Annotated in this window: 13 protein-coding genes, 2 tRNA genes and 2 rRNA genes (1 of these 17 cut by a window edge); 14 read left to right on the top strand and 3 right to left on the bottom strand. The window is 45.5% G+C overall.

Translation table 11 applies throughout. From position 1 onward, the window contains the following. Window positions 1-51: 51 nt before the first annotated feature. The 8 genes from E4N65_RS11075 (at window position 52) to E4N65_RS11040 (ending at window position 14459) form a co-directional block, all read left to right on the top strand. Complete coding sequence (locus E4N65_RS11075; protein WP_253673274.1) at window positions 52-4119, top strand: FlgD immunoglobulin-like domain containing protein; 4068 nt, start codon at window positions 52-54, stop codon at window positions 4117-4119. A 129-nt stretch (window positions 4120-4248) separates the two neighbouring features. After that, entirely contained in the window at window positions 4249-4881 is a 633-nt protein-coding gene (coaE, locus tag E4N65_RS11070) for a dephospho-CoA kinase (RefSeq protein WP_253673273.1), read from the top strand. An 8-nt stretch (window positions 4882-4889) separates the two neighbouring features. Next, on the top strand, window positions 4890-5726 hold the full coding sequence (locus E4N65_RS11065) for an SPOR domain-containing protein (RefSeq protein WP_253673272.1): 837 nt from the start codon (window positions 4890-4892) through the stop codon (window positions 5724-5726). A 220-nt stretch (window positions 5727-5946) separates the two neighbouring features. Then, window positions 5947-8487 (top strand): hypothetical protein, encoded by a 2541-nt coding sequence (locus E4N65_RS11060; RefSeq protein WP_253673271.1) that lies wholly within the window; start codon window positions 5947-5949, stop codon window positions 8485-8487. Between the two features lie 27 nt (window positions 8488-8514). Beyond that, window positions 8515-10128, top strand: a complete 1614-nt coding sequence (locus E4N65_RS11055; protein WP_253673270.1) for a hypothetical protein — start codon at window positions 8515-8517, stop codon at window positions 10126-10128. A gap of 80 nt (window positions 10129-10208) precedes the next feature. Continuing rightward, window positions 10209-11486 (top strand): ribose-phosphate diphosphokinase, encoded by a 1278-nt coding sequence (gene prs / locus E4N65_RS11050; RefSeq protein WP_253673268.1) that lies wholly within the window; start codon window positions 10209-10211, stop codon window positions 11484-11486. 17 nt (window positions 11487-11503) lie between these two features. Further along, window positions 11504-13018: a cell envelope integrity protein CreD gene (gene creD / locus E4N65_RS11045; RefSeq protein ID WP_253673266.1), complete on the top strand. Its 1515-nt coding sequence runs from the start codon at window positions 11504-11506 to the stop codon at window positions 13016-13018. Window positions 13019-13022: 4 nt separating this feature from the next. Next, window positions 13023-14459 carry a xylulokinase gene (locus E4N65_RS11040; protein WP_253673264.1) on the top strand — a complete coding sequence of 479 codons (1437 nt, stop codon included), beginning with the start codon at window positions 13023-13025 and terminating at the stop codon, window positions 14457-14459. On the opposite strand, the gene E4N65_RS11035 is transcribed toward E4N65_RS11040, so the two are convergent. Further along, window positions 14456-16420: a fructose-1,6-bisphosphatase gene (locus E4N65_RS11035; RefSeq protein ID WP_253673262.1), complete on the bottom strand. Its 1965-nt coding sequence runs from the start codon at window positions 16418-16420 to the stop codon at window positions 14456-14458. The genes E4N65_RS11040 and E4N65_RS11035 overlap by 4 nt on opposite strands. 193 nt (window positions 16421-16613) lie before the next feature. Between E4N65_RS11035 and E4N65_RS11030 the strand changes: the two genes are divergently transcribed. Together E4N65_RS11030 and galE are read left to right on the top strand one after the other, a co-directional pair. Continuing rightward, window positions 16614-18671 carry a 4-alpha-glucanotransferase gene (locus E4N65_RS11030; RefSeq protein WP_253673260.1) on the top strand — a complete coding sequence of 686 codons (2058 nt, stop codon included), beginning with the start codon at window positions 16614-16616 and terminating at the stop codon, window positions 18669-18671. A gap of 56 nt (window positions 18672-18727) precedes the next feature. Next, window positions 18728-19696, top strand: coding sequence for a UDP-glucose 4-epimerase GalE (gene galE / locus E4N65_RS11025; protein WP_253673259.1), 969 nt, complete (start codon window positions 18728-18730; stop codon window positions 19694-19696). A gap of 111 nt (window positions 19697-19807) precedes the next feature. Here the strand turns inward: galE and E4N65_RS11020 are convergent, their stop codons facing one another. Further along, window positions 19808-20041, bottom strand: a complete 234-nt coding sequence (locus tag E4N65_RS11020) for a thioredoxin domain-containing protein (protein WP_253673258.1) — start codon at window positions 20039-20041, stop codon at window positions 19808-19810. A 52-nt stretch (window positions 20042-20093) separates the two neighbouring features. Then, window positions 20094-20540: a PTS sugar transporter subunit IIA gene (locus E4N65_RS11015; protein ID WP_006188512.1), complete on the bottom strand. Its 447-nt coding sequence runs from the start codon at window positions 20538-20540 to the stop codon at window positions 20094-20096. A gap of 136 nt (window positions 20541-20676) precedes the next feature. On the opposite strand from E4N65_RS11015, the gene E4N65_RS11010 reads away from it, so the two are divergent. From E4N65_RS11010 to E4N65_RS10995, 4 genes are all read left to right on the top strand, one after another. After that, a tRNA-Ala gene (locus E4N65_RS11010) sits at window positions 20677-20749 on the top strand. Between the two features lie 748 nt (window positions 20750-21497). Then, window positions 21498-23047: ribosomal RNA gene (locus tag E4N65_RS11005) — 16S ribosomal RNA — on the top strand. A gap of 104 nt (window positions 23048-23151) precedes the next feature. Then, window positions 23152-23225 (top strand) — tRNA-Ala (locus tag E4N65_RS11000). A gap of 194 nt (window positions 23226-23419) precedes the next feature. Then, window positions 23420-23974 (top strand): 23S ribosomal RNA (locus E4N65_RS10995) (it continues 2410 nt past the right edge of the window). Together the 16S and 23S rRNA genes with 1 tRNA gene alongside form the textbook arrangement of a ribosomal RNA operon.

The following is a 23974-nucleotide window of genomic DNA, read 5'->3' as shown; positions in this document are numbered from 1 at the left end:
GATATCTCTAACAGTTGAGGCTTTTGAAGGTATCCTATTGAGGAGGATTTTGTGAAACGAATTGTATTCACTTTATGCGCATTATTCAGCGCATGTACATTCTTATTTGCTTATAACCCGCCCATCGGAGGGGAATCTGCCAATACGTTCTTTTCTCCCGACTTATTGGGCGGTCAGGCAAGTGCTACCGGCGGGCCGTTCGGGGATGGGAATCCTGCTGAATTGGCAACCAACCCTGCCCTTTCTGCGTACGAGCAGCGGATTATTTTCGACCTTTCCTATGCCGCCGTTATCGGGTTTAACAAAAGTACCCCAAACGACTTCGGATTGAAAGGACATTTGGCAAACATCGATTTCTTATATCCTGCCCGGTGGGGTGTTATCTCAACCGATGTGCATCTTTTAAATTCATCGTTTGAGTCGCTGCCATGGGGTACCGCCGGTTCAATACGGCTTGCGTATTCAAAAGATTTAACCGATAACTTGGCACTCGGTGTCGGTTTATACGGCATTTTCGGTACCGGTTGGGGTGTCGGGGCTGACATCGGCGTACTGTATCGGTTCGGGGATCTCGGATTTGCAAAAGATTCAAAAATCGGCGCTTCGATTACCGGAATGGGTAAACCGTATAACGCCAACAGGGGCGGTGTGAGGGGAATGACGAATACGAGCGGTTTTACCGGTATGTTTACTCCCCGTGTCGGTTTTGCGACCACCTTTATTTCGGTGAAAAACTTTAAGCTTGGTATGGCTTTTGATCTATCTTTTCCGACATTCCAAAACCTTGTTTTTGATGCCGGATTGCACATGAAGTTTGCCGATATGGTTACCTTTAAAACCGGTTGGAATTTCAATCTTGTCGAAACACTGAATCACCGGCAAACCTATATTCCGTCATTTGCTTTGGCTTGTTCAATCAAAATTAAATCAAAAAATGCGAATGAAGCAAATGCATGGGAACAAAGCGACATTACGCCGCAGGTTGCCGTTAAACCTTTCTATAATAATATCTGGGCAATCGGTGCAGGGGTAAATGTGAAGGTTGGTAAAAATGATACGGCAGCGCCTGTTATCAGTGTTAATTACCCTGAAACTAAATATATTTCTCCCAATAGTGACGGCGTACAGGATGTACTCGAAATTCCGTTATCCATAACTGATGAACGCTATGTGATGTCATGGGAGTGTGCGTTTGAGAACGAAAAAGGGGAACGTGTCCGTACAATCACGAACAAAGAAGCACGTCCTCAGTTGAGTGGAAAATCTTTTTGGAAACTTTTAACAAAAGCAAAATCCGGAGTTGAACTGCCGGAGACGCTGCGCTGGGATGGTATGCTTGATTCCGGTTCGGTAGCACCCGACGGAACCTACTATTTTACTATTACCGCCGCGGACGATAACAATAACACGGCGAAGAGCGAACGGTACGCCGTAGTGGTCGATAATACGCCTCCGGTGATTAGCGTTACACCTCCAACCGGTCAAAATGCATTGATTTTCAGTCCCGACGGGGATGGAAACAAGGATACGTTCCTTATCAAACAGAGCGGTTCCGTTGAAGATAAATGGACGGCAACCTTTACCGACACCGATAACCGTGTTGTACGTACTGCTGAGACCGTAAAAGCTGCTCCCTCCGACTTTGTTTGGGATGGCAAGAACAATGCAGGGGAATTTGTCCCTGACGGCATTTACACCTATAAAATTGCCGCTACCGACCGTGCAGGAAACAGCGCATCGCAATCGGTTCCCAATATTATTGTAGACACTATTAAGCCTTCGGTCGGTATTTCGATTAGTACCAATGCCTTTTCTCCGAATGGGGACGGCGTGAAGGATACTATTACACTGTCGCCTACAATTCCGGTACAGACCGGCTTGCAGGAATGGAAAATCGATATACAAAATGCAAAAGGCGCAACAGTACACACGATAACCGATAGCCGTATCGGGGCAATCATCTTTGACGGGAAGGATAAAAACGGAAAAGTATTACCGGAAGGTGATTACAAAGCAAAGCTTTCCGCCCGTTATATAAACGGATATGCACCGGCTGAAACCTCTCCGGTTTTTACCCTTAATGTTACCGCCCCTAAGGCAACGGTAAAAGCTTCGACTGATATTTTCTCGCCGGACGGAGACGGAAAGCTTGATACGGTTACCTTTACTCAGCAAGTGAATGCAGGCGATTCTTGGACTGCCGAAATTTATGCCCTTGACGATACGGGAAATATGACCGGTAAGCCGGTACGCAGCTTTGCGATTACAAAAGATAATGCTGCGAATTTTGCGTGGGACGGACGGAATAACACCGGCGCTTTACTTGCGGACGGAAAATACGCCTATCGCCTAGTAGGTAAAAACGATGCCGGTAATACCGGATATTCGGTACCCGTTCCGGTTGAGCTGAATACCGAAAAAGCCAATATCATTTTGTCTGCAAATATGCTGGCATTTTCTCCCAACAAAGACGGCGTGCAGGATACCATCGTATTTTCACCTAAACTGAGATCGAATACCGCTGCCGCTTCCTACATCTTCGGCATTTACGATAAAACAGGCGTTGCCGTAAAAACACTTTCAGGAAATGGAATGCCGCCTGCTTCAATCAGCTGGGATGGTATCGCAGATGCAGGAGATGCAAAAGGCCGGCTTTGTGCAGACGGTTCGTACTCCGCTGCTATCGATGTGACGCTTACGAACGGACAGACGACTAAATCGGCGATCCCTGAAATTATCCTCGATACAAAGCATCCTGAAGTGGAGATTTCTGCGCCTTATTTGGCGTTCTCGACTGATAGCGCGGCAAAACGCCCGAATTTACCCATAACACAAAAAGCTTCTGCAGAAAATCTTTGGACAGGCAGTTTGACCGCTTCCGGAGATAGGGAAGTGCGGAACTTTACCTGGGAAGGGCAGGCAGCCGATTTTGTATGGGATGGAACCGATGCTTCGGGAAATAAAGTTCCCGATGGGACATACCGCTATACTATTTTTGCACAAGACCCGGCCGGTAACAGAACAATCAAGTCGCTTGACAATATCGTGGTTGACTCGCGTGTTCCGAAGGCCTATATCACTGCGGAATTACCCGCATTCTCACCCAATGGTGACGGAGTAAAGGATACCCAGAATTTAACCCTTCATACAACGTTGAAAGACGGGCTTGCTTCATGGTCGGTTGTAGTAAAACCGGCGGATAACAGCACCTCCGTGCCGGTAAAGACGTGGGCATCGGAAAAGGGCGATACGCTTACTTCTTCCATTCAATGGGACGGTAAATCCGACGCAGGCAGGGTTGCATCCGGTACCTTTGTTGCAGAGCTTTCTCTCCGGTATACGAAAGGCGATGAGCTGGTAGTCAGCACCGCTCCGTTTGTTTCTTCGACAAAAGCCCCAGAGCTTGGGGTTACCATGGCGCCCAAGTATTTCAGTCCGGACAATGACGGTAACGAAGATGAGCTTTTTATTAACTTGTCTGCAAAGTCGGATACGCCGTTAAAACAGTGGTCATTTGAAATCCGCGAACCGGAAGATACCGGCAATAAGCTGTTCTGGAGTACCGGCGGAAAGAATAAGATAACCGAGCAAATTATCTGGGACGGCCGTTCGTTACGAGGTGAAACCGTACAATCAGCTACCGACTACCCGTATACCTTTGCCGTAACCGATGAAGTCGGACTAACCTCCGTTATAAAAGGCTATATTCCGATTGATGTGTTGGTTATCCGCGATGGCGATAAATTAAAGATTGCAGTTCCTTCTATTATCTTTAGAAAAAATGCTGCCGATTTTAATGAGCTTGAGCAAAATGTCGTTGATCGGAACGTTAAGGTATTAACCCGTATCGCGGAAATTTTGAATAAATTCCCCGAATATAAGGTACAGATCGAAGGGCATGCAAATAATACGAGCGGAACCGAACGGGAAGAAAGAGAAGATCTTATCCCGCTTTCAGGTGCCCGCGCTGATGCCGTCCGTAGATTCCTGATAGAAAAAGGTGTGGCGCGGGGCAGATTGTCGTCAGTCGGTATTGGCGGTACAAAACCGGTTGCATCGCTTTCGGATCGGGATAACTGGTGGAAAAACCGCCGCGTTGAATTTATTCTGATTAAGTAATACGTCAACAGCAGCCTCTAAAAACTACGGTTTTTAGAGGCCTTGAAATGCAGTTTCTGTTGGGGATGGCGAAAAAGCGAGCGGCTTTTGAGCTTTTCCCGGCAGCTTGAGAAATCCGCAGGCGCAATAATGATGCAAAAAACACCTAACCTTATCGGACTGGTTGGGCAGTCCTGTGCGGGGAAAAACATGGTTGCCGATTTCCTTGAAGAAAAAGGCTATGCTGTTATCGATGCTGATAAGGTTGCACATACGGTTCTGCAAGAACAAAGCGATGCGGTGATAGCACGGTTTTCTCCTTATGCCGAAAAACAAGGGCTACGGTTACGGGCGCAGGACGGGGCATTGGATAGAAAGGCGTTGAGCGTTCTGCTTTTCTCGGATTCTGCTTTATTAGCGGAACATGAGGCTTTTATTCTCCCGAAAATTGAAGCGCGTATCCGAAGTCTTATTAACACAGCTGTAATCGAACAGCCGAACCGGCCGATTGTTCTTAACGCACCGACACTACATAAAACCTCCCTAACACCGGAGTGCTCGTTTATTCTGTATATTAAGGCTCCATTTTTTATTAGGCTTATCCGGGGCAAAAAACGGGATAATATTCCGCTTGGCCGGTTGATTGCCCGTTTTTTACAGCAAAAAGATTTCTTTGCTCAATACCTTTTGCAAAATGCCGATATTGTAAGCGTGGTAAACGCTCGTTCCGTGCAGTCTTTACGGAAAAAGATCGAGCGCGTACTGCGCGAAAAGGGTTTTTGAGGACAGCTATGGAACAAAAGAAAATTTTATGGGTCATCCTTTCGGTAAGCTTATTCGTATTGATTATTTTTGGTATTGCACTATTTTTATATTCACCGTCACGAAACAGCGCAACAGCACAGGCCGGCGGGGAAACTATTCCTTATGAAACATCGGGAACTGCGCTCAATGTGGATCCGGATGCATGGGCACGCAACCCCGATAGGGTTTCCGGGCTGGATAGAAATGCACCCGCTGCTGCCGGAAATATTATCAATTTGAATAATTTGAATATCATTTCGACCGATGGACAGAACGGCCAAACAAACGGGATTGACGTTTCCGATTTAACCGTACAGGCAGGTGATGCCGATGTCTCCGGATTGCCGAAAGACTTGGCGGCACAAATCGGTATAGATACTGCGCTGGAACAGCGGGAAGAACAACCTGCCGCTGCAAAAAAAGAAGAAGCCCCCATCCAGCCGCAGACAGCTGCCGCGGTGCAAACTCAACCGAAACCGGCAGTAGAAAAAAAGCCCGCGCAAGCAAGCGCTTCGGTTACCGTTAAACCTAAGGCAAAAACGCCGGCTAAGCCTGCTGCGCCGCAGGTTCAAACCCTCTATTGGGTTCAGACCGCTTCGCTTGCAAGCAGGATTAACGCCGAACGTGCACGGGATAAACTTGCTGCGCAGCACATGAAGGTAGAGATTTTTACCAAAGAGACCTCTTCCGGATTAACGCATCGTGTAAGAGTTGGCCCCTTTACCAATAACACCGAAGCAAAGTATTGGCTGAATAGCATCAAAAAAATTGAAGGCTTTGAAAAAAGCTATGTTACGGAAGAAAAGGTAAAGACGAATAATTAAACATCTAAATCTAAGGAAACTGTCCGAAAATTGAAGTTTTTGGATAGCCTCTAAGCCAGAAAAGGGAGCCGCTTTTTTACCGGCTCCCTTTTTTATATCAAAACTACTTCTTGTTTTTGCATAGATAACATGGTATATTCTATAAACTATTAAATAGCACCATCGTTCTAAACCGTCATGATTTTTGGCAGCATCCTGCCTGTAAAGTAAGGGGGAAAAGATGTCTTATCATAAATATAGCAAATATCCTATGTGTATCAGTATACTTATTGCTTTGGCTTTTACCGCTGCCTGTAGTTTACAGCCTTTTTCAAGCGTTAGAATAAAGGCAAAACCGACGGTTTATGTACCGCTGGGCGAAAAAAGTATTACTGAAGCTGAAGTATTCACAAAACTTGAAGAAACGCTGCAAAAGAACAATAAAAACATTCGTCTGTACCGGTATCAGCCTTCCGGAGGGGATGATAAACTCCGTTATTTAGTGCATTATCCGCTCCAAACCTTAGAGCTTGATATAAGCAAGTATTTCAATGGGGATCCGCTGGGAAACGGCGGTTCGGGAGACTCCAATCTTCTTTCAAGAAAGTTTGATACGGAAATTTCCATCCCTAAAGTAAATGAAAGTAAAAGTTTTAAAATAAATGCAGCGGATATTAACCAAAAACTTTTGGAAAAGTTTAATACCGATACGGCTTCGTCCGTTCCAGTGCCCGCAATTTCAGGTGAGCATACTCTTCCGCCTGTTAATATTGAGTTTCATGGTTTCGAAACAATAACGTTCGGTTCCGGATCGTATTTGGAAATTTCAACATCACCAAACTCGGGATCTTATACTATTACAAAAGCCAAAATGGAAAGTAACGGATATTCCATTCCCGGAGATATAACAGGATACAATGTACGGTTCCTGTTGGATAATAAAATAATAGGCAAGAACATAAGGCTTACATTGACGGTAAAAGATGTGTCGGGCGTGGGGAATCTTACAGTTAATCGTACCTTGCATGGAAGGATCGTACGAGCGACCGGAGTAACTGCTAATCCGGAGATCACACCGGCGCCGGGATCGGTTGATATTCCGCTGCCGGAAGATTTCCGCAGTGCAACTATCGGAGAGGGGAAATTCAAACTGTCGATGGATATGCCTGCCGATTGGACGGGTATAACGATAGAAGAACAAACCAAAATAACACAGGCGGGTTCCGGTGGACTCGCGATTAATCCGGCCAGCTTTCAGCCGTTAAACACTCCCGTTTCTCTTGACGGAAAAACATTGAATAATCAACGGACATTGACCTATGAACCTAAGCTTAAAGTAAAGTTTGATAATGCAACCTATACATATCAGGAGCATCTGTCTGTTAAATTTAATTTTTCCATAGATAAATTTTCTGCAATTACGATGAAAAATAAAGCCGATTTTAAGAAACTGCAATCAGAACCTGTTCCGGATGGAATAAAAGGTTGGGTTAAGAACATACACTTTAAGACGGCTTCTGTCAAAATAAAACTTAAGAACGGTTTACCTTCAGGAAATGATATAAAGATTAAGCTTTCTTCAACATGCTTTCAAATAAGTCCCGCAGAGGAAGCAACATTCAATCCTGGAGAACAAGAACACGAATATAAAGGTAATAACGGAAATGCTTTTGTTTTGGATATTGAGACTCTGGATAATTTTGATTTAACAACAGCTGTACTTTTACCGGGGTATAATGAACACGATAACACCTTTACCTTGAATAATATACGTACGGATAGCAAAATAGAATTTTCCGGTGCCGTTCAGTTTAACTTTGATTGGAAAAAAATTATTTTAAAGGCAAAAGCTGATCAAAACATTTCTTTCCCACAGACGGGAAAGATGGACTTATCCGAGCTGACTTCAAAATTGAAAACAGCAGGTATACAACTGGAAGAAATCCCTGCGTATTTTTATGCGGGCTCCGATTCGGGGCTGCTTGGAAGTACAAAAATGAGTGTAAAATTAACGGCAACGTATATTAAGACGGGAGAGACGACTGATACACCGGCAGTCTTGGTAGACAAGAGTAATATTACCTTGAAAGCACTTCCTGCCGGTACATTCCCTTCGGATAAAATATTTACGGGCGTTATTCCGGATGCTATGCTTTCTATAAAGCAGGGAGAGTCCGGTATTACAAAAACCTTGGCGGGTATTATGAACGACTATCCGAAGGATTTGCAACTTACCTGTACGCTTAATATGGATGAAATCGTTATTAAGCGTGAAGATTATGATAAACCTGAAAATAAAAAGCCAAAGGTAAGTATTGATCTTGTTTTGGATGTGCCGGTAGGTTTTAAAGTAGAGACGAAACATACACTTTCAGTGATGGATATGCTCGGTATAAATATGTCCGGCACCGATTTGTTCGGCAGGCGTAGTGCTCATGATCAATCTTCCGAAATCGGTCAAATTTTAAATTCATTACGGTCAATTCAGGTACGTATTAACTTAAAAAAAGATTTGAGCGGTACTGACCCTAAATGTATATTGCGATTCAAAGACGGTTCCGGCAAACTTATTGAAAAAGAGATAACAGCGGCTGCAGGAGAGCAGACGGTAACGCTCACTTCTTCAGAATTGAAAAAGCTTCTCAAAAAGTATCCCGTCTCACCGGACTTGGTGTTGGAACTACCGCAAGGCTCATATTCGTTGAAGCGTGATTTTAAACTGGGTGCATCGATTACTGTTTCAGCCGAAACGGATATCGATTATTCGATGAAAGTGAACTAATTACCGGAAGATCCTGAGGAAAGTAAAATGAAAAAAAAATGGTTTATTGTATTATATATCGTACTAGGTCTTGTTACAGCGTTCGGGCAGGATGCGGTAGGTGCTAGTGCCGATTCTGAAATAGTAACCGAACAGGCAGCCCCAGCCGGCAGTGTTAAAACCGATGAGATAGCGGCAGGGTCTGCCCAAGAAAATGCGGCTGCTCTACCCGAAAGCGAAGCGTCCGCTTCCGTTTTTGCTGCTGATGACGGCAGTACCGCAGTGCCTGCGGCTGCCGAAAACGTTTCTGCCGAGCCTGCCGCTCATACGGATGCCGGAGTGGCTGAATCCCCGGATTCGCCGGCTCCAAACGCAAATGCTAAAAATGAATCTTCCGGCACCGGAACGGGAATTGCTCCGGAACAGAACAATAAAGCTCAAGAGCAGAAAGATGTATCACAGTCGGTTGAAATGAATGAACCGACACAGCGGACGAAGAATGCCCGCCCGTTCTCTTTGCATACGGGATTTGTTGTTTCGGCTACCGCTGCTAATAATATGGTCTCTGCGTTGGATTTTTTTCGGCCTGAATTGGTTATCGACCTTAATCAACTTTCAGAAGATACGATGAAATCGGGCATACATGTAGGTGCTCTTTTGGATGTTGACACATTTTTCCGGTTTACTGTATTGGAAAAACATACGGTAAAGTTTTCTATTACCGCTAATGGGGACGTATGGGGAAATTTGCCGAAGAGTTTGCTTGATCTTGCGGCTAAGGGTAACACGGCGATTGCAACCGGTCAGACAATTAATGGTACTTTGAATGCAAAGATCAATGTGTTCGCTGATGCCGGACTAATGTATCAGTTTAATAATCCGACTTACGGTTTTTCAGCACGGGTTGCATATTTTGCACCTGTCGCATATATGGAAAATCCCAGAGGAACATATAGTCTGTCTCCGCATATAACAGGCGGTGTGGTTGATGGTATTACACTGAAAGCTCAAGGTACTGCAAATATTTATGGGTATCTACCGGATTATTTAGCCAATAGAAATTTTTCTATACTTGAGGTTTTAAAAAACGGCGGTGTTGATTTAAGTTTAACCGGTGTATTCCGTCCAACAGGTTGGGTTGCGATTACGGGCGGTATCGACTACTTACCGATTATGCCGATCGTAACGACGAAAGGTATGCAGGCTGCATTTAACTATGACGGTTCTGTGACTAACCTTTTAGACGGTATTACGAGTGGGGGTACTTCCTTTTTCAACCAAACTACAACGACGAGCTTTTCCGGTACCTTGGCTGAAAAGAAAATTATGCGCCCGTGTAAGGTAAGTATCGGTGCCGATTTTAAGCCGTTCCAAAATGATTACTTGATTCTATCGCCGTTCCTTGCTTTTCCGATTCTTAATGCAAATCCGTATTATGTAGACGGAGGGCTTAAAATTGAAAGCCGTTTTGCAAAGGTTCTCGGCGTATATTTGGATAGCCGATATGTCGAACGGATGTGGAAGCATGAGTTTTGTCTTTTTATAGATTCGCGCTGGTTTACGTTTAACCTTGCTGCATCCGTTGCCTCGCAGGATTTCAAGCGGGTATTTACAACGCTGTCCGGTCTGGGGATAAAGCTTGGTATTGGTTTCGGTTTCTAAGCATTGCCCGATACCGATTGAATTTTTTTTAAAAATATGTAAACTATTGCTCAAATTTATTCCGACATGAGGGGGCGGGTATGATATACTCCGGGTCTGCGAATTTGGCAATTCTGGCGTGTCCGGGCGGCGAGCACTTTGCCGATGCGGTAATACAACATTTAAAGCATATTTATATAGAAAAATTTAATAGAAAAATAGATAAGTTAATAAAACGGTATAATTTACAAAAAGAAAACCTTATCCGAGACCTCAATTTTTATAACGATCTTATTTCTTCCGGTTTACATGAAAATAACGAGATTGAAAAAATCCGTATTCCTCGATTTAAAGTGAATGCCCGTTTTACCTATTTTATGAACGGCGAATTTAAAACGGAAATACTGGAATGTATCCGCGGAAAGAACGTCTTTATTTTTCAGGACGTAGAAAATCATTATCCGCTCTGGGTGAATGAAGGTAAAAATCAGCATGTTTTTTCGGTGAATGATCACCTTATGTCGATGATGGTTAGTATCGATGCTGTTCGGTATGCCGGAGCTGCACATATTACGCTTGTAGTTCCTGTGTATCCGTATAGCCGCCAGCATAAAAAGAAGGGGCGCGAAGGATTAACTGCCAGTATGTTGGGGCATTTTTACGAAACGCTCGGTGTTGACCAAATTATTACGTTGGATATCCATTCCCGCGAGATTGAAAATGCCTTTCATACTGCCCGTATCGAAAATCTCCACGCAAGTTATCAGATTATTCGCGAGCTGATAAAAATTGAAAACCTTGCCGATCCCAATGCCGAGTTTGTTATTGTTGCTCCGGATAGCGGGGCGGTAGACCGGAATAAATTCTATTCCAGCGGCCTAAAAAAACCGCTCGCGATGATTTACAAAGAGCGCGATTATTCCGTCGTTACGCAGAATGCAAAGCAATCCAATATTGTCAATATCAATTTATTAGGTGATGTAAACGGTAAAACCGCTTTCCTTGCCGATGATATGCTCGGTACAGGCGGAACCCTGTTAAAGGCAATGGAATTCCTGAAAAGCAAGGGGGCAAAAAAAGTTATTGCCGCTGTGAGTCTGCCGTTTTTTACCGGCGATGCAATTCAGCTTTTTGATGAAGCATATAAAAAAGGACATTTTTATCGCATCATCGGTACCAATGCAGTATACCACGAAGAGTTGCTCAAGAAGGAATGGTATATTTCAACTGACGTTTCAAGATTATTTGCGCAGGCTATTTCGCGGCTGCATCATAATCAGTCTTTGAGCGGTTTATTGGATAATAGAGATATTATCGAACGGATGCTGCACGCAGCAGATCCGAATGCACAGAGTAAAACGGATAACAAACAAGATTAAGCAAAATCGGGGTTGATATGGATGTAAAACAATCAGCAGAGATGAGTGCTGTTATGCCCAAGAGATCGTTATTTTCTCATCAGGCGGCATGGATAAAGCCCGTTATTATTTTTATTATGATGCTGATACTGCTTATCCCTCTCGCGTTTATCCGTTCACTTGTCAACGATCGGGAAGGGTACCGGCGGACTGCCGAAGCGTCTATTATGGAACCGGCCGGTGGCGAGCCTGTTATTGAGGGACTCGTGCTTGCTGTGCCGTATGACGAATTTATCGAATATACGGATTCTTCCGGAAAGGTTGTTCAAAAGGGAAAAAAAACAGATTATATTCTCACGGTTCCGGAAACATATAATCTGGTAACGCAGATTAATCCTTATCGACTTTCGCGGGGGATATTTACCGTCCCTGTTTTTAACGGCGATCTTGCAGTAACCGCCTCATTCTCAGGTTTTCAATTCCGCCAATTCAATATCGCGGAAAAAAACATCCGCTATAAAGATGCGGTACTTATCCTTGGAATAAAAGATAAAAAGACATTAACTGCCTATCCTGCGCTTTACGGGAACGGTAAACCGCTGCTCGAAGCGTTGACGGCTCCTACCGGGGCATCTCCGTTCCGCAATGCCGTGTATTACATGGTGCCGGAAGATATTGTGCGTTCCGGTTTTGCGATAGAAGGTTCTGTTTCCATACAAGGGGGTAAAAGCCTTTGTATCGTACCGCTTGCTGCGGACAACAGTTTCGCCGTACAGTCAACATGGTCTGCTCCCAGCTTTGCGGGGGGATGGCTGCCAAAAAATCGTACACTCGACAATTCGGGCTTTTCCGCCGACTGGCGTATTTCCGGTTTAAGTACGGTGTTCCCCCGCAGCTGGAAAGCACAGGATTTCAGTATATCCAAAGATACGGATGTGTATGATGAATATGACGGTTATGCGGCGAAAGCTTCTTCAAGCCTCCGCAGTTCACCCGAAACGGTAAAAATCGGTTTTATTACTCCCGTTAACCATTATTCGCAAGTAAAGCGCTGTATTACTTATGCACTGCTTTTTTTGGCGGTCCCGTTTCTAGCGATATTTGTATGTGAATTATGGAGCGCAGCGCGGATTCATCCCATCCAGTATTTTCTTATCGGGATTGCTGACGTTTTATTTTACTTGCTGTTATTGTCTTTTTCCGAACACGTTTCGTTTAATCTCAGCTATTTGATTGCGACGGCAGGGGTGTGTGCCGTTGTCGGATTTTATACTGCGGCAATTTTTAAGCAAATCCGTTGGGGTGTCTTGTTAACGGCGGTGCAAGCCGTATCCTATTTTTTATTGTTCGGCATATTGCAATCGGAAGATTATGCACTGCTTATCGGCAGTATCGGTATTTTCTGTGTTGTTGCACTGTTGATGTTCCTTACTCGGCGGGTTGATTGGTATAGTACTCGCTTTGCCTCTGTGCATACTCGTTCGGAAGTTGTTGACAGCGATATAAACCAAATACTTGCAAACGACGAATCTTTCTCCGGCGGCGTTCAATAGGTTCATGCATCACGGCATTTTCTGTGCCGATATCGGCACGTCGTCGCTAAAGGCGGCGTTTATTACCGAGGACGGAACAGTACTCAAGTTTATACGCTTGTTGTTCCCTCAACCTGTTCAGGCGGTAGACTGGGTACAGGCCTTTTTTGCTGCATGGCATACCTTACCCGCTGAGTATGTGATAGAAGCTATTTGTGTTTCCGGAAATGGTCCTTCGCTTGTTGCCGTACCTCAAAACCGCCGTATGCCGGAAGCAAGCATAAACTCTCCCGGACGCGTACCCAAGATACATATCAACGCCGCTACACCTTTGTCCGCCGCATCTTTATCCTCAGCTGTTTTCCCCGATGATGTTAACGGTATTATTGACGCGGCTAAAAACGATACCCTGTTTTTATGGAATGAACCGGTACCGCAAGGGCTTACCGTATCGGGGCAGCGGGGGGCTACCGTACCGGAGCCGCAAAAGGGAACTGCATCTATCCCAGCGGCGGGGCTATCCCTTTTTTTGCCGCGGATTGCGGCCTTCCGTGTAAAATATCCCGATATATTCGCCGGCACTGCCCTGCTTTTCTCCGGGCCGGAATATGTTTCCTACCTTTTAACCGGCACGGCGGTAACCAGCCTCCCTGATCCGCGTTACGAGGCGGCGTATTGGAGCAAAGAAGAGCTTTTCCGGTTTTCGGAAGCGCTGCATATCGATACGGAAAGGCTTGCCGGTTTGCTGCCGCCTTTCACAGCCGCCGGTACGGTAATCGGTCGCTTTTGCGGTATTCCGGTTATTGCAGGGGTACCTGATTTTATCGCGGCGCTTATCGGGACGGGAACACTGACGGCTGGTACGGCTTGCGACCGTGCCGGTTCAAGCGAAGGCATTAACGTCTGTATCTCACAGCCGCGCCGTGCCGAAAAAACGCTGCTGTTGCCGTCGGTTATGCCCGATTTGTGGAATCTGTCATCCGTTATTCCATCTTCCGGTGCAGCGTTTTCCTCGTTTCTGGTGTCCCACGGTTTTTTGGGTAATGATTATATCGCCGCAATGGAACGGATTGCGGAAGAGCCGCTCGTTGCTTTCGGTGCATATCCTGCGACCTTTGCGGGACAAGGGCGTGCCTTTGTAGAGGCGCTTGCTTTCCGTATTCGGCACGGCTGTGATTTACTGGAACAGGCTTCCTGCTTTCATCCCGTCTATACGTTATCCGGCGGGCAGGCGCATAATGCTATCTGGTGCCAAATGAAGGCCGATATGACCGGCAGAACTTTTGCACTCCCCGCTTTTGCCGACGGAGAATTGATCGGTGATGCGGCGCTGGGTCTCTTCGGTCTCGGCAGGGGAGACAACCTTGCCGCTATCGCACAGCGGCTTATCCGCATCAAACGGTACTACGAACCGGAACCGGCTGTTGCTCATCGGTATACGGAAAAATACTCGCGGTGTTAATCTTGCTGTTTTAAAATACCCTTGTTGTAGGCGCTGATCAGCATTTCCAAGTTTTGGATTTTTTCCTTCATGTCAGCGCCGGTGTCGGTATCTGCAACCCGCTTTCGTTCAACTAAGGTCTCAATCACCTCTTTGGTTGATTCGATGTCGAAGCCTTCGCGTAAAACTTTGTCAACGGACTCAAACGGATGGTGGCTTATCAGCGTCATTCCATAAGAGTTATATGTCAGCGTGTAGCCTGCAATGCCGGTAGTCTTTTGGTAGGCTTTGGAAAATCCGCCGTCAATAACCAAGAGCTTGCCGCCCGCTTTAATCGGGCTTTCCCCTTTCGCAACCTTGACCGGCGTGTGCCCATTCACAATGTGCGCATTGCCGCTTAATCCGAACTCCTTGAGTATCCGTGCGGCAAGCGTACCGTCATCCCGTTCCATCAGCTTATAATACGGCGAGGACGGCTCCTTATGCGTTGCCTTATCATCGATAAAGTAGCGTTCAAAGGTCGTCATCTTCGTCTTACCGAACAGCGTTGAATCCTGATTGCACCATAAGAACCAGAGAAAATCCGCATTCTGTCCGGAGAAATAGGCTTCTCGCGCCATCTGGTCGTATTTATCCATCAGGCTTTTGCCGTAATATACGGCGCCGTCTATCTCTTTCTCCTTAAAGCTGCCGTCCTCGTTTAGCAACAGGCAGGCATGAAAGAGCAGATTGTTGTTGTAGCGCCGGTACATACTCCCCTTTGCATACAAAAACCGCACATGCTGCTTGAGTTTTTCACTTCCGACAAATGTATTGGTGAGCGTATCGATGAGGTACTGTTCTTCATCGGTGAGCGCTGTTTGATGTGCGGGATCTATGGTCGGGAACGAGGTGTCGTTCAGGGGATAGGTCTTCCCTTCAATTTCGATGGTGCCTGCCGCAGGATTAAGAGTCCGCAAAAGTTTCCGGTGTTCCATATTATACGATGGATGCTGCTCGATGATGTTTTCTTCAAGTTTGAATTGTATGATGCTGATTGCCTTATGCATTTTTGCCAGCAGTTCCGCATCGACATCGAAGGGCTTTTTCTCGTTTACTTTCGGCATAAACCGTATACATGGATCATCTTTATACACGTGCTGGGCAAAACTCACCAGCGGCAAGAGGCTAATTCCGTATCCGTCCTCAATGGAATCGATGTTGGAATAGCGGAGCGCAATCCGTATCGCTGTTGCAACACACGCACGGCATCCCGCAGCAGCCCCCATCCAGAGGATATCGTGGTTGCCCCACTGGATATCAAGACTGTTCTGCGCCATCAGCGTATCCATCACCTTATGCGGGGACGGGCCGCGGTCAAAAATATCGCCGATAATATGCAGGTGGTCGATCGTGCATTTTTTTATCACTTCGGACAGTTCGATGATGAACAAATCCGCGCGTCCGTATTCTACGAGGCTTTTGATAATTTCGCTGTAATAGTCTTTTTTGTTAAAGCGGTGTTCATCTTCCTGCAGCAGCTCTTCCATTATGTAGGCAAAACTCTTCGGCAGCAGTTTCCTCACCTTTGACCGCGTATACTTTGATGCTGTTGCCCTCGCCACCCGTACCAGCCGGTAAATGGTTAATTCGTACCAGTTTGTAATATTGGCCTTTTTTTCCGCTTTGATCAGTTCGAGTTTTTCTTTGGGATAGTAGATGAGCGTAGTTAATTCTTCCAGATCGTTGGTACTGACCGTTGAGCTGAGTTCTTCAGACACTTTCCGCCGGATAGCGCCCGAAGCATTTTGCATCACATGATTAAACGCTTCCGCTTCTCCGTGAATATCCGTCAAAAAATGCTCGGTTCCTTTCGGCAAATTAAGAATAGCTTTCAAGTTGACCACTTCTTCAACTGCGGCGGTAACATTGGGGAACAAGCGGGAGAGTAAATCCAAATACTTTATATTTTGCTGTAAGGTTTCTGCGGGTACGTTTTTCATATATTTTTCCTTATGGATCACTTTATGGGAAGCCTCTAAAAAGATGGTAAATTTTAAAAGCTTCATTATATACGGTAATACGCATACGTCGTTTTGTCAAATGAAATGATATTAATTGTATTGATTGCTATTCCCCTCTATCTAACTTTACGTTTTTGGTCTATGATAGCCTCAGTTGACTAGGAGGATTGAGATGAAATGTTCACCGCTTAATCAGGCTTTATGCGGAACTGCCGTACCGGTTTCCGCTTTGTACAGTCAAAAAAGTTGCGGCGTCGGCGAATTTTCCGACCTCATTCCTTTTGCAGACTTTTGCAAAAAAGTAGGGCTGCGCATTATTCAACTTTTACCCGTCAATGATACAGGCACCGACAGTTCCCCATATAATGCTCTTTCGGCTTTTGCATTGCATCCGCTCTACATCTGCTTGGATGATATACCGGAAGCACATAGCTTCAAGGCTGAGATTAAAAAAATATGCACTGCTTTTGACCCGCACACTCCAGCGGAGCATTTTCGGTACCGGGATATACTTCATGAAAAGAATGTACTGCTGCACGCCGTATTTAATAAGGCTGAATCACAGATTATTGCGGATTCTCAGACCGGTGAGCTTGCGGAATGGATAAAAACAAATCCGTGGATAATCGAATACGCGGTGTTTAAGAATATTAAGCGGCAAAACTATTATGCTTCGTGGAAGGATTGGAAAGAATGTGCCGGTATGCGTTCTCCTTCAACGGCAAAAATCACTGCTGCATGGAACGATCCTGTTTTGAAGCGGGAGCATCTGTTCTATGCATGGGTACAAATGCATCTGCATAAGCAACTGTTAAAAGCCGTTACCTATTGTGCCGATAACGGGATTTCGGTAAAAGGCGATATCCCGATTTTGATGAACGAGGATTCGGTAGAGGTGTGGGCGCACCCCGAATATTTCCGCAGTGATCTTCGTGCCGGCAGTCCTCCTGATGGGGATAATCCTACGGGACAAAATTGGGGGTTCCCCATTTACAACTGGGTAAATTTGAAAGCAACCGGCTACCGTTGGTGGAAAGAACGGCTTCGCCATGCATCGCAGTATTACCATGCGTACCGGCTTGATCATATCTTAGGCTTTTTTAGAATTTGGGCTATCACCGAAGGTGAAACGACAGGGCTTTTAGGTAAGCCTATTCCTTATGCGGAAATAACGATAGAGGATTTGAAAAAGGCTGGCTTTTCGGAAAGCCGTATCCGCTGGATGGCAGAGCCGCATATCAATACGGATATCGTTCAAGATGCAGTCAACGGCGACTATCTGTATTCGCACGGTCTGTTGCGTAAAGTTGCGGATAGAATCGGTTCTGAGGAGCTATGGCTTTTTAAAGCAGAAATACAAAGCGAGGCAGATATTCATCGGTGTGGCCTTCCTCCAAAAGCAGAAACAGCTTTGAGGCAAAAATGGGCTGACCGTATGTTGGTAAAAGCCGGAAAAGATTTACATGGCGCTGCCGTGTATACTGCGGCATATCTGTACCGGAACAGCACCGCGTGGAGAACGTTGTCCGATGATGAACAGCGGTTATTTTCATTATTGCTGGATGAAAAAGAGGCGCTGCAGAATCAACTGTGGGCTGCGCAGGCAGGAGATATTTTGTCGGAATTGTGCGGTTCTGTTGATATGCAGCCTTGTGCTGAAGATTTGGGTGCGAAACCTGCCGCGTTGCCGGAGGTTCTTGAAAAATTGCATATCTTGAGCTTGCGGGTATTTCGCTGGGAACGTGAATGGAAAAAAAATGGAGCACCTTTTATCCCGCTGCAAGATTATCCGAAAGCAGCGGTTGCGGTAACTTCCGTGCACGATTCTTCCACACTGCGGGAATGGTGGGAGCAAGAATTGTCTTATGCTGATATGCTTTCGTTCTTTGACGCATTGCATATTGACGGTAAGATGCGGAAAGCGCTTTGTCCTATTGAAGGGGAAAAACCTGTCTACACGGCGGACTTAGCTGTGGCGTTATTGAGCGCCTTTGTTAAAGTTCCCTCAGTGTTTGCCGTCTTTCCTATACAAGATTGGTTGGGAGTCATAATCGACGAATTGCCGGAAAGTAAGGCGCGTGAGGAGCGGATTAACGTACCGGGTACTGTCAGCAAGTCAAACTGGACATATCGATTACCGCTTCCCATAGAAGCTTTGAGCAAGAATAAAGAATTGATAAAACGATTACGGAATATCGCCTCATTACGGCATACCGAACTGACCGATTAAATTTAACGGTTTGATGATTCGGCAATGCTGAAAAAGAGGTTTATGAGAGGTTTACTATGCGTGTATTAGTTATCGGCGGGGCTGGGTATATCGGCAGTCATGTAGTAAAAGCAATGCTCGAAGCCGGTCATTCGGTTACGGTATTCGACAATTTATCGACGGGACAATTGTGCAATATTTTTCCGGGTACGGAGTTTATTGCAGGCGATACTCGCCACAGTGATGACATTGACGCGGCTTTTGCCCGCGGTTTTGACGGGACTGTGTATCTTGCTGCATTTAAGGCAGTAGGGGAGTCGATGGCTGCCCCTGAAAAATATTCTATTAATAATATTTCGGCGACGATGAATATTTTAAATGCGGCGGTTAAACACGGGTGTCTCCGTTTTGTCTTTTCGTCCTCGGCAGCCGTTTACGGTTCCCCTGAATATCTGCCGATTGACGAAAAGCACCCGAAGAATCCCGAAAGCTATTATGGGTTTACCAAGCTTAAAACCGAAGAATTTTTGCAATGGTACGACCGGTTAAAAGGACTCAAATTTGCATCGCTGCGGTATTTTAATGCAGCGGGCTACGATCCGAAGGGGGCTGTTAAGGGGGTTGAGCGAAATCCGCAGAACCTCCTGCCGATTATTATGGAGGTCGCTGCCGGTATGCGGAAGGAACTTCAGATTTTTGGAAATGATTATCCTACACGCGACGGTACCTGTATCCGTGACTATGTCCATGTCAGCGACCTTGCGAAAGCTCATACCGATGCGCTGCATTATATCGATAAGAAAAACAGTAGTCTTATCGTAAATCTCGGCAGCGAAGTTGGAATTACCGTCAGCGAAATGCTTACCGCCGCCCGCACTATTACCGGAAAGGCGATACCTGCGCGCTTTGTCGGCCGCCGTGCCGGAGACCCTGCCGAGCTTTATGCAACATCTCAGCATGCCCGCGAAACGATAGGCTGGAATCCTCAGTATTCTGATGTAAAAATTTTGATTGAATCAACGTGGAATATGTATAAAAATCTTTAAATACGGGGCGGCTCTTTTGCTTGTAAAGCAGAGAAAAATATAGCCATATATGAAAAGAAAACCTCTCGGAATAATGTTTCCGAGAGGTTTTTAAATTAAGTTTGCAGAAAATTAAGAAAAGAACTTTTCAAGTTCGTTCATATCGGTAGTCTTTAACAAATCCTTCCCGTCTTCATCAAGTACGACAACCATCGGAGCTGCAGATACGCCATGTGCGCCCATAAAGCTTTTTCCTTCATCAGATGCAGCATCCATAACCTTCTTATCGACATCAGGCAGCCCATTGCAGTATGTCTTTAGTTTTTCACTTACATCGTCTCCTGCTGTTAATACATTTACAAGCATAAAACCTCCTCATGCTTTGTTAGTTTAAGTGCATTTGCTCCAGTCGTGTACACTATTCGGTTAAAATACGGATAATATCGGACTTGTCAGTTGCATTCAGTATTTCTTGCCGTTTTTCAGCACTCTTGAACAGCAGACTGACTTCTGCCAAGAATTGCAAGTGCGGTCCTGTTTTGTCAATCGGGGAAAGTGTCATAATAAAAATACGGCATGGCTCTTGATCCAGCGAATCAAAATCGACCGGATGATCCGAAATACCAATACAGGCAACAAGATCGCTAACCGAATCGGTTTTTCCGTGCGGGATTGCAATACCATGCTTCATTCCCGTAGACATTTTTCGTTCACGATCTAACACGCAGGCTCGGGCAACGGCTTTATCTTTTACTTTTCCTGCCTGAACAAGCATGTCAAGTAATTCATCAATAATTTCCTCTTTAGAGGTTCCTTTTAAATGGAGATTGACAGTTTCAGGTGTCAAAACGGTTTTCAAGTTCATATATTTAGTGTACGGGACTTTGTCGGAAAAGTCAAGGATTTTGTTTTGTATTTTTATATCTTGGCTCGCATCTAAAACATTCTCTTAAAAAGCACTTGCCCAATTTATCTAAAAACTATATACTCATACCGTTTTTGGGGAATTAGCTCAGTTGGTAGAGCGATTGGTTCGCAATCAATAGGTCAGGGGTTCGAATCCCCTATTCTCCATAGATTTTAATCCTTTTTGTATATAGACTTGTCAAACTATTGTTTTTTTAGAGCCATGTTAAAGTCCTATGCGTGCAGTGTTGTCTTTTTAACAAGTTGAGAATTATAAATAAATATGAAAGCAAAAAATAAAGAAAAGATGCTTGACAGGAAGAAGTGATTTGTGCTAGTATCGCTGCCGTTGCATTTAATCCCTGCCGGGAGGTGGGTGAGGAGCAGCAAAGAATAAAAACGTTTAGATTTATCAATTTCTTCTATATATATTAGTTATTAGTAAATAATTCATGTAGGAGTTTTTCCCAAGACGGCATGCGGCTTGGTATGTCGGTTGTGTGTCTATACGGCATGGCTTTGCGTGCCTGCTGAAATGTTGTTATTCTTTTGTGTTTTTTTTGGCTCAATTACAGCTAAAAAATAAATAAAAAAAAGAAAAAGGTGCTTGACAAGACTGAGTGTTTTGTGATACATTCTTTTTCGCTTGCGGCGCTCTAAAGCAGGGTTCCGATTAAGCAAACTGGTCTTTGAAATTAAAGGGAAGGGAAAGAAGAAAAAGCCAAAGAGCAAAATCTTTGGTAAGGAAATAAGCGTAGAACAAAGAATCAAGAGAAAGAGAGTGTGCGGGGTGATGAATAATTGCTTTGCATTATTATTTTCTTTCTCTTAAAGGTCAACGTTCCTAAAATAAAAGAAACGGGACTTGCTTTCAAAATTATGAATATCAGACGCCCTTCGGGGTGTTTGAAATAAAATAATGGAGAGTTTGATCCTGGCTCAGAACGAACGCTGGCGGCGCGTCTTAAGCATGCAAGTCGAACGGCAAGAGAGAAGCTTGCTTCTCTCCTAGAGTGGCGGACTGGTGAGGAACACGTGGGTAATCTACCCTTAAGATGGGGATAGCTGCTAGAAATAGCAGGTAATACCGAATACACTCGGCATTTCACAAGAGATGTTGAGGAAAGGAAGCTACGGCTTCGCTTGAGGATGAGCTTGCGTCCCATTAGCTAGTTGGTGAGGTAAAGGCCCACCAAGGCGACGATGGGTATCCGGCCTGAGAGGGTGATCGGACACATTGGGACTGAGATACGGCCCAAACTCCTACGGGAGGCAGCAGCTAAGAATATTCCGCAATGGACGGAAGTCTGACGGAGCGACGCCGCGTGGATGAAGAAGGCTGAAAAGTTGTAAAATCCTTTTGTTGATGAAGAATAAGGGTGAGAGGGAATGCTCATCTGATGACGGTAATCGACGAATAAGCCCCGGCTAATTACGTGCCAGCAGCCGCGGTAACACGTAAGGGGCGAGCGTTGTTCGGAATTATTGGGCGTAAAGGGCATGTAGGCGGTTGTGTAAGCCTGGTGTGAAATCCTGGGGCTTAACCCCAGAATAGCATTGGGTACTGCACAACTTGAATTACGGAAGGGAAACTGGAATTCCAAGTGTAGGGGTGGAATCTGTAGATATTTGGAAGAACACCGGTGGCGAAGGCGGGTTTCTGGCCGATAATTGACGCTGAGATGCGAAAGTGTGGGGATCGAACAGGATTAGATACCCTGGTAGTCCACACTGTAAACGATGTACACTAGGTGTTGGGGCAAGAGCTTCAGTGCCAAAGCAAACGCGATAAGTGTACCGCCTGGGGAGTATGCCCGCAAGGGTGAAACTCAAAGGAATTGACGGGGGCCCGCACAAGCGGTGGAGCATGTGGTTTAATTCGATGGTACGCGAGGAACCTTACCTGGGTTTGACATCTAGTAGAAGGTCTTAGAGATAAGGCCGGGTAGCAATACCCTGCTAGACAGGTGCTGCATGGCTGTCGTCAGCTCGTGCCGTGAGGTGTTGGGTTAAGTCCCGCAACGAGCGCAACCCCTACTGCCAGTTACTAACAGGTAAAGCTTGAGGACTCTGGCGGAACTGCCGATGACAAATCGGAGGAAGGTGGGGATGACGTCAAGTCATCATGGCCCTTATGTCCAGGGCTACACACGTGCTACAATGGTTGCTACAAAGCGAAGCGAGACCGTAAGGTGGAGCAAACCGCAAAAAAGCAATCGTAGTTCGGATTGAAGTCTGAAACTCGACTTCATGAAGTTGGAATCGCTAGTAATCGCGCATCAGCACGGCGCGGTGAATACGTTCCCGGGCCTTGTACACACCGCCCGTCACACCATCCGAGTTGGGGGTACCCGAAGTCGCTTGTCTAACCTGCAAAGGAGGACGGTGCCGAAGGTACGCTTGGTAAGGAGGGTGAAGTCGTAACAAGGTAGCCGTACCGGAAGGTGCGGCTGGATCACCTCCTTTCTTAGAGAAAGGTATAATACTAAATGCTTTGTTGGTTGTACACAAAGCTTCCGCTTATCTCCTCTTCTTTCCCTCTCTTTTTTTATATTATTGGTTTGTAGTAAGGGGATATAGCTCAGCTGGCTAGAGCGGCGGCTTTGCAAGCCGTAGGTCAGGGGTTCGAATCCCCTTATCTCCAAAAATCGTACAGTATAAATAATTTTACTGTATGAAGAGATCTTTGAAAAGCTAGGGAAGGGAAAGAAAGACTACTTAAAGGTGAGTTGCTTTGTTAGAAAAGTGATTAACTGGAGAGTAGGAGAAAATAAGGTGAAGAGAAAAGTTCTTGACGGTTGTCGAATAGACGATTGTTTTAAGAAGAGAACATAATATGGTCAAGCGAAGAATAGGTTTATGGTGGATGTCTTGGAGCCAACCGGCGAAGAAGGCCGTGATAAGCTGCGAAAAGCTTCGGGGAGGAGCACATATCCTTTGATCCGGAGATTGCCGAATGGGGTAACCCGATAGGAGAGATTCTATCATTACGCTCTTGAATAAAATAGAGAGGTAAAGCGATACTGAGTGAACTGAACCATCTAAGTAACTCAAGGAAAAGACATCAAAAGAGATTCCGAAAGTAGTGGCGAGCGAAATTGGAAGAGCCCAAACCCGTTAAACGGGGGTTGTAGGGCTGCACGGGCTTACGTACAGCAAGTGATAAAGTGAATGTATAGTAGAAAGGTTTTGGGAAAGCCTGACAGAGAGGGTGAAATCCCCGTATACGAAATGCATTCATCTTGCCGGTGCAGTACCTGAGTACGGCGGGACACGAGAAATCCTGTCGGAATCCGGGTCGACCACGATCCAAGGCTAAATACGAGTTGGCTACCGATAGCGGACAAGTACCGTGAGGGAAAGATGAAAAGAACCCCGGTGAGGGGAGTGAAA

It is taken from the genome of Treponema sp. OMZ 855 (assembly GCF_024181145.1).
Lineage (GTDB): Bacteria > Spirochaetota > Spirochaetia > Treponematales > Treponemataceae > Treponema.
The sequence above is the reverse complement of the archived record's forward strand: the minus strand, read 5'-3'. Positions and strand labels throughout refer to the sequence as shown.